At 40.5% G+C, this 7,448-nt stretch carries 3 protein-coding genes; all 3 read left to right on the top strand.

Features of this window, described 5'->3' with window-relative positions; translation table 11 throughout:
* Positions 1 to 492, top strand: a 492-nt coding sequence (locus GXX20_00920) for an S-layer homology domain-containing protein (GenBank protein ID HHW30229.1), incomplete at its 5' end; no start/stop codon positions are given.
* 221 nt (positions 493 to 713) lie between these two features.
* Positions 714 to 1,487, top strand: coding sequence for an amidohydrolase (locus GXX20_00915; GenBank protein HHW30228.1), 774 nt, complete (start codon positions 714 to 716; stop codon positions 1,485 to 1,487).
* Between the two features lie 438 nt (positions 1,488 to 1,925).
* Positions 1,926 to 7,319, top strand: a complete 5,394-nt coding sequence (locus tag GXX20_00910) for a hypothetical protein (GenBank protein ID HHW30227.1) — start codon at positions 1,926 to 1,928, stop codon at positions 7,317 to 7,319.
* Positions 7,320 to 7,448 lie beyond the last annotated feature (129 nt).

Genomic DNA, 7,448 nt, shown 5'->3' with positions numbered 1-7,448 from the left:
ATAAGCGGAGATGGTACAGGAAGGTACCTGCCGGGCAACAACATAACCAGGGCGGAATTCACCAAGATACTGGCAGGAATAGCAGGAATAGATACTGCTAAGTACAAGACATCAGCCTTCCAGGATGTAGATGAAAATGCCTGGTATGCGCCATATGTAGTCTGGGCAACGGAGAATGGCATAGTGAAAGGATATGGCAACGGCTTGTTTGGACCTGACGACTATATAACAAGAGAACAGATAGCATTAATGATAAGCAGGTTTGCGTCAGTACAAAACTATACACTGCCCGAGGCAGCGGAAGCAATTGAATTTGCAGACAGTGACAAGATAAGCTCCTATGCAAGGGAAGCAGTGGAGAAGGTACAGAAGGCAGGTATAATAAACGGCAGGCCGTCAGGAGACCGCATAGTATTTGCACCATTGGACAATGCAGACCGCGCCGAAGCGGCAAAGATGGTGGCAATTCTTATGCAGAACATGGTGAAGTAAGCTGAAAGCATGGGGACGGTTCTTTTGCTTCCAAAGGTGCGCTTTTGGAAGCAAAAGAACCGTCCCCATGCTTCCCCCCATGCTTCCCCCATGCTTCAAAGAACCGTCCCTCCGCTTCTTGAAATACCATTTTAATTATTACTATAATATATTATTATAATATATAAGCGGGAGCTGAATTGATGTAAATTACGAAGTGAGTTAACTGATAGGAGGAAGCTATGTTTGAATCTACAGGAGTTTTAGCTATAGATATTCATTGCCATTACAACCATGGTTCACCACATGATACAGAAGCAGATATGAAGCTTTATAACCCTACCCTCGAATATCTTAAACGAGTATATGATCAACTGGGTATCGCGGTATCCTGTTGTTCCACCTTTGCCGGAGTAATTTCTGCGGAAGATGTTGTGGAAGAAAATGAATATGCGTTCCAGAAGGCAAGAGAGATCGATTGGCTTTATCAATGGGTGGTAATTGATCCCAGGCGTGATGAAACTTTCCAGCAGGCTTACCGGATGCTTAAAACAGAAAAATGCGTCGGAATAAAGCTCCATCCGCCATATCATGGATATTCCATCCTCGATTATGGAGATAAGGTGTTCTCCTTTGCTTCTGAAAACCGCGCAATTGTTCAGATTCATCCTGAGACACAAGCACTGCACCTATTAACTTTTGCCGACCGTTATCCAAATATGAAGCTGATAATTGCACATCTTGGTTCGGTGGAACATGTGGAAGCCATATGCCAGGCGAAGCATAAAAACGTCTATGTGGATACCTCTGGAGTAGCCAGTTCTAAAAATGCCGTCATCGAATATGCTGTAAGCAGAGCTGGATCAGAGCATATCCTTTTTGGAACAGATACCTACTCCGCTGCTTTCCAAAGAGGACGAATTGAAGGGGCCCTGATTTCCAAAGAAGACAAAATTAATATACTCCAGAAAAACGCACTTCGTCTGCTGGGTAGCAAGATTTCTCTACCTCTTTAAGTGAGTAACGGTTCTTATACTTTAAAATCATAGTTTCTGCTTAAGAAATGTGGAATTTTCAAAGATGAGGGACGGTTCTCTTTCATCCAAAGGCAAGCCTTTGGATGAAAGAGAACCGTCCCTCCACTTCTTTCTAAAGGTAAAAAATGCCCCAATACATAAGTAAGATATGACCTATTTAAATATTTTGAATCTTATTTTATCATATAAACAAATGTATTTAATAATTAGCTTGTGATTAACCGGGGAGGGTGGTCAAAGAAAAAGTAAGCAGAATCATAAATTTGAGTACCATCATCGGACACTAATCTTTTACAACGGCTTAAATATCCAATCTAAAGGAACTGCTAATATTTCTTATTTCTAAAGCAACTACCGGTATTGACCCTGATAAGTTACTGGATATAACCAAAAAACTCATGGGAAGAGGTGTTGTAATTGAATAAATGGTTTAAAGCTTTATTATCCTTAATCTTGTCACTGGTGCTTATCCTTACTGCTATGCCAGCTTTCGCCGCAGACTCAGAAGAGCATTTGTTAGAGCCTGATGTTATTATAGCCAAAACAAGAACGCCATACTATCCTTTTTTCCCAGCCATTGTCAATGTACCAGCTGAAGTTTATGGTGGAACTGAACCAAACGGGAAATTGCTTGTAGCATTTTATAAAAACACTGTGCACTCCACTCCCAGTGAAGAATATCCATTCGGCACAATTTGCCTGGTGGAAAGTACAGATAACGGACTTACCTGGAGCGAACCCGTAGAAATACTTTCGTCAGATATATTATTGAGTTATGGTATTGGAACGGAAGAGTTCCCTGTAGAGCCCCGTGATCCAAATTTTGCACTGCTAAATGACGGAACAGTGCTATTAACATTTTTTACAAGAAGATATGCCACTGACAGGTATCTCAGAGTATATATTTGTGAAAGCAGAGATGGCGGAAAAACCTGGAGTGTACCCCAAGAGGTAATAAGCAATGATCTGGATGCCTGGCTGGCGAAAAGAGGAGATATTGCTGTATTTGAAGATGACGAGATTCTTGTGCCAGTTTACGGAGGCACCACATCTGATACAAGTTCTACTGTCAGGTTGATCCGCGGAGTGCGTGGAGGAAATGGCAAGTGGATTTGGACTGAAGAAATATCCATAGCTCCAAAGGAGCAAGTGGGTAGTTTGAGTGAATTGTCCCTGATATATGTAGGAAATGATACTGTTTATGGATTAGCTCGTCCAACAGGTCATTACTTTGTATCATATGACAAAGGAAAAACATGGCAAGTTCTTGGAATACAAGAACCCTTAAGTCAACCCGGCTTCATCAGAATTGATGAAAACCGTATACTTGCCACATGGGCGAAGCCTTCAACACCAAGGTATATTTATGGCAAGATGATTTATTTAAACGAAGGATTTGACTGGAACAGTACTGATGAAAAACTTATATATACCGGTGGTCCTTCCCTTAGAGATATGGCGGATCCTTCAGCAATGTTAACAAACGACAACCGTATTCTTACCATATACTACGATACACGTATCCGTGCTATTGGCGGAACTTTCACAGAGATTTCTGACTGGGAAATTCCTGATATGTTTGACACAATGGCTCCCATGATCGCCCTGGAAGATAATTTTGAAAGTTTCACAGCAGGTGATTCATATGTAAACGATGCTCTCATAGTAGATAACCAGGGAACTTCCACTGCATTAATAGCAGAGGAGGAAGGAAATAAGTACCTTTCCCTTGAAAGTATCTATGAAGAGGAAAATAAAAGCGTCAGCATTACTTCTGTAGATCAAGTTTTAGAAAGTTGTTCCCTGGAATTTGATTTCCGTTTTAACGATAACGTGATGGCAAATAATGGGAAAGAAGGTCTGGCAATATCTTTCTCACATGAAAAAGGTAATACAGAGACCCTGATACGTCCGGATACCATACAGCAAATATATAATGGAACAGTACAAAAAGCAATAGTTAAGAACCTTGAGAAGGATATTTGGTATTCTGCCAGAATAATGATGTTAGGAAACCGGATTTATGCAAAAATTGCGCCAAAGGGATTATTACCAATTTCCGGTTGGGATTATATTTATACATCCAGTGAAGTACAAACAGAACGTAATAAGCTTAGACTGGAATTTACTGCTGGTGAAACCGGTGCTTCCAGGGTGGATATTGATAACTTACGCCTTGTATATGGATATACAATGTCCATTGCAGAGAGTGAAATAAACACTTATTTGGGAGACAGCGGTGTGCAGCTCACTCTTACTTTTAATCCTGTGCCAATTTTTATCCCCCCTGTAGTTTGGAACAGCAGTAATCCGGAGGTAGCAAATGTGGTAAATGGCTATGTAACCTTTGTAGGCAAGGGCACAGCTGTGATTACGGCTAGTATAGGTAATGTGATGGACAGTTGTGTGGTAACGGTTACTGAACCGCCAAGTGAGCTTGAAGGAACCGGAGATCAGTTGCAACTATTTACAGATGATTTTGAAAATTATGAAACCGATGAAGTATACAATAATGAAAATATATTAATAACCCAGAGTGCCACCAATACGGCTATAATAAAAGAAGAAGAAGGAAACAAATACCTGCAGCTTTCCGGTAGCAAGCCAGCTACTATAACTGTTCGTGATTTTGAAAAAGATTTAATTGGTGCTCTTCCTGCAGGCATGACAGGTAACCAGGCTACGGTTCAAATGGAGGAAGGTAGTAATAATAAAGTACTTCAGATATACGATCAATCGTCATCATCAATAGCAGATGTACTTTATATTACCGGACTAACTCCTACACAGCGTTTGGATATTGATTTCAGGCTATATGTAGAAAATTTAAAGGCTACTAATAATGTAGCATTTAAGGTTCTAAACGGAGAACACACTTCAGCCTCCACTGCTTTTTGGATCAGGTTTACAACAGATGGAGGTATTCAATATTATGATGGTACTGCCTATAAAAATGTGATAGACGGTACTATTTCTATTAATGCTGATAAGTGGCATGATATTCATGTTGAGTGCTTTAACACTGATGCTACCACAGGAGAGGCTCATATCTATATTGATGGAAAATACGCAGGTAAAGCACTGAAAACATCTCAAAACGGTTATGGAACAAATACAGCTAATGGAGTAAATGGCATATATTTCTTGTCAAATGGAAGAAGCTCAATTGATGAGTGCTTTTATATCGATGATCTTCTTATTGCCGAACCGGGTTCTTTCAGTATAAATGCTGATTATCATACTGTCATAAGTGGAAATTATACGAATAAATTTGATTTCCGCTTCCCACAGGACAGCGCAGTAAAATTGCAGATTTCTATGTTGCATAAAAATAAAAGCAATATAGCAATACTTAGCCAAAAGGGTATTGCAATAATGGACGGAACTTCCAGGGCAGCAGAATCCAATAAGAATTTTGAAGCAAATCAATGGTATACATGGAAGAGTATACGAATCGGCAACAGTTTATTTATTAAAACCTGGAAGAAAGATCAGCAAGAACCTGCTGTATGGGATGTTGTCTACCATGACAAAAGTGCATCAGTGGATGATACGTTTTTCAGGTTTACATACCTTCCCAGCAGTGAAACACCTGAGCTTTTAGATATTGATAATTTTGCTATTTATAAATCAGTAAGAATAAATATGAGCCAGGAAACTCTGACAAGCATGCCAAATTCCACTCCGGTGCAGCTATCTGTCATAGTAGATCCACCTATTACATTGCCTGCTATAACATGGACCTCTTCTAATCCTGGTGTAGCTACTGTAGACGAAAATGGCTTTGTCTCATTCCATGGCGTTGGAAACGCAACTATTACAGCTACTTTGTGGAATATTAGCTGTACATGCGAAGTTTCAGTACAAGAACCTGTGCTGGCAGACTATAGTGAAGTTGACGCAGCTATCGCAGAAGCAGCTGAGTTGGTAGAGAACGATTATACAGTTGGAAGCTGGAAGTATTTACAGGCTGTTATTGACAGTGTTGAGAGAGGAAAACTTGCTTCCGAACAAAACATAGTGGACGGTTATGCTCAAAGCATTCGTGATGCTATTAGTTCACTGGTATTTGCAGGCCAGGCTGCTCTTGACGAAGCAAAGGCACAAGCTATGGCTCTTAATAAGGACGATTATTTTGATGTTTCATGGAACATTCTGGTGCAAGCATTAGCAATGCCAGAAACATCCAATGAGGAAGTTATACAAAAAACCGCTGCTATTCTAAATGCAATAAATGCTTTAGAACCTCACAGACCTTATACTATTGTCTTAAATCACACTTATCTAAGTCTTCCATTAGGTTCTTTCCCCGTTTTGCTCACAGCTACTTTTGAGCCTGAGCTTCCTGTAAATCTTAACATTACCTGGAGTTCGGATAATGATGCTGTAGCTTCAGTGGATCAGACAGGGCTTGTCACAGTTAAGGGTAAAGGAGCTACTTTGATTCGTGCAAAAACTTCTGATCAGGAAGCTTATTGCATTGTATCAGTATATGAACCATATGTCAGCCCACCTGTTATTTACATTCCTGATTTTGGTCAGGATAAAAAGCAAGATAAAGTTGAGGATAAAGACTTAGGTAGTAAACTAACATATGACAGTCCTAAGAGAGAAGGAGATACTACCAGAATTAAAGCAGAAGTTGAAGCAACAGTAAAAGATGGCCTTGCGGCAGCTTTAATAAGCGAAGAAGATTTTATTGAGGTAGCTGAGGAAGTATTGAATGCGGCAGCAAAGTCAGGAACATCAGCATTTATGGAAATTAAAATTGCATCACCTGATAATTCCACTGAAGTTGAGGTTGTAGTTCCAAAGAAAGGATTAGATGTAATAGCAGACGGTAATATAGATACACTGAAGATTACAACATCTGTTGCAGAAGTTTCCTTTGACAGCAAAGCTGTAAGCGCAATAAGTGCTTCTGCATCAGAACCAGTATCAATATCTGTTTCAAGTGTAGACAAAGCAGACCTTAAACCGGAAGTACAAGAGGTAGTAGGAGACAGGCCGATATATGATTTCACAATTACTTCAGGAGATAAAGTAATATCCGATTTAGGCGGAGGAACTGCGACAATAAGCATTCCATATACTCCTAAGGCAGGAGAGGACCTGAATGCAATTGTAATATACCATATAACCGATGAAGGCGAGCTGGTATTAATAGCTGGCTGTGTATATGACGCGGAAACAGGCACATTGACCTTTAAGCTAAGCCATTTCTCCAGGTATACGGTAGGGTATAACAAGGTAGAGTTCACAGACACAGAAGGAAGCTGGGCAAAGGATTATATAACCTACCTGTCTGCAAGGAATATAATAAGCGGAGATGGTACAGGAAGGTACCTGCCAGGCAACAACATAACCAGGGCGGAATTCACAAAGATACTGGCAGGGATAGCAGGAATAGATACTGCTAAGTACAAGACATCAGCCTTCCAGGATGTAGATGAGAATGCTTGGTATGCGCCATATGTAGCCTGGGCAACGGAGAATGGCATAGTGAAAGGATATGGCAACGGCTTGTTTGGACCTGACGACTATATAACAAGAGAGCAGATAGCATTAATGATAAGCAGGTTTGCGTCAGTACAAAACTATACACTGCCCGAGACAGCGGAAGCAATTGAATTTGCAGACAGTGACAAGATAAGCTCCTATGCAAGGGAAGCAGTGGAGAAGGTACAGAGGGCAGGCATAATAAACGGCAGACCGTCAGGAGACCACATAGTATTTGCGCCATTGGACAATGCAGACCGTGCCGAAGCGGCAAAGATGGTGGCAATTCTCATGCAGAACATGGTGAAGTAATTAAGGATGGAGACAGGAGGAAAATCTTCCTGCTCCAGTAAATAAACAAACAATGGGGCGGTTGCTGTACTTTCAAAAGTGTACTTTGAAAGTACAGAAAACCGCCTCATTGTTTCAGAAAAATAAAAG

The sequence above is a fragment of the Clostridiaceae bacterium genome (assembly GCA_012840395.1).
Taxonomy (GTDB): Bacteria; Bacillota; Clostridia; order Acetivibrionales; family DULL01; genus DULL01.
This window is presented reverse-complemented; position numbering and strand designations above follow the sequence as displayed.

Bases quoted from the DNA above. Each gene is read 5' to 3' on its own strand.
- GXX20_00915 (HHW30228.1), top strand. From the start codon at position 714: ATGTTTGAATCTACAGGAGTTTTAGCTATAGATATTCATTGCCATTAC.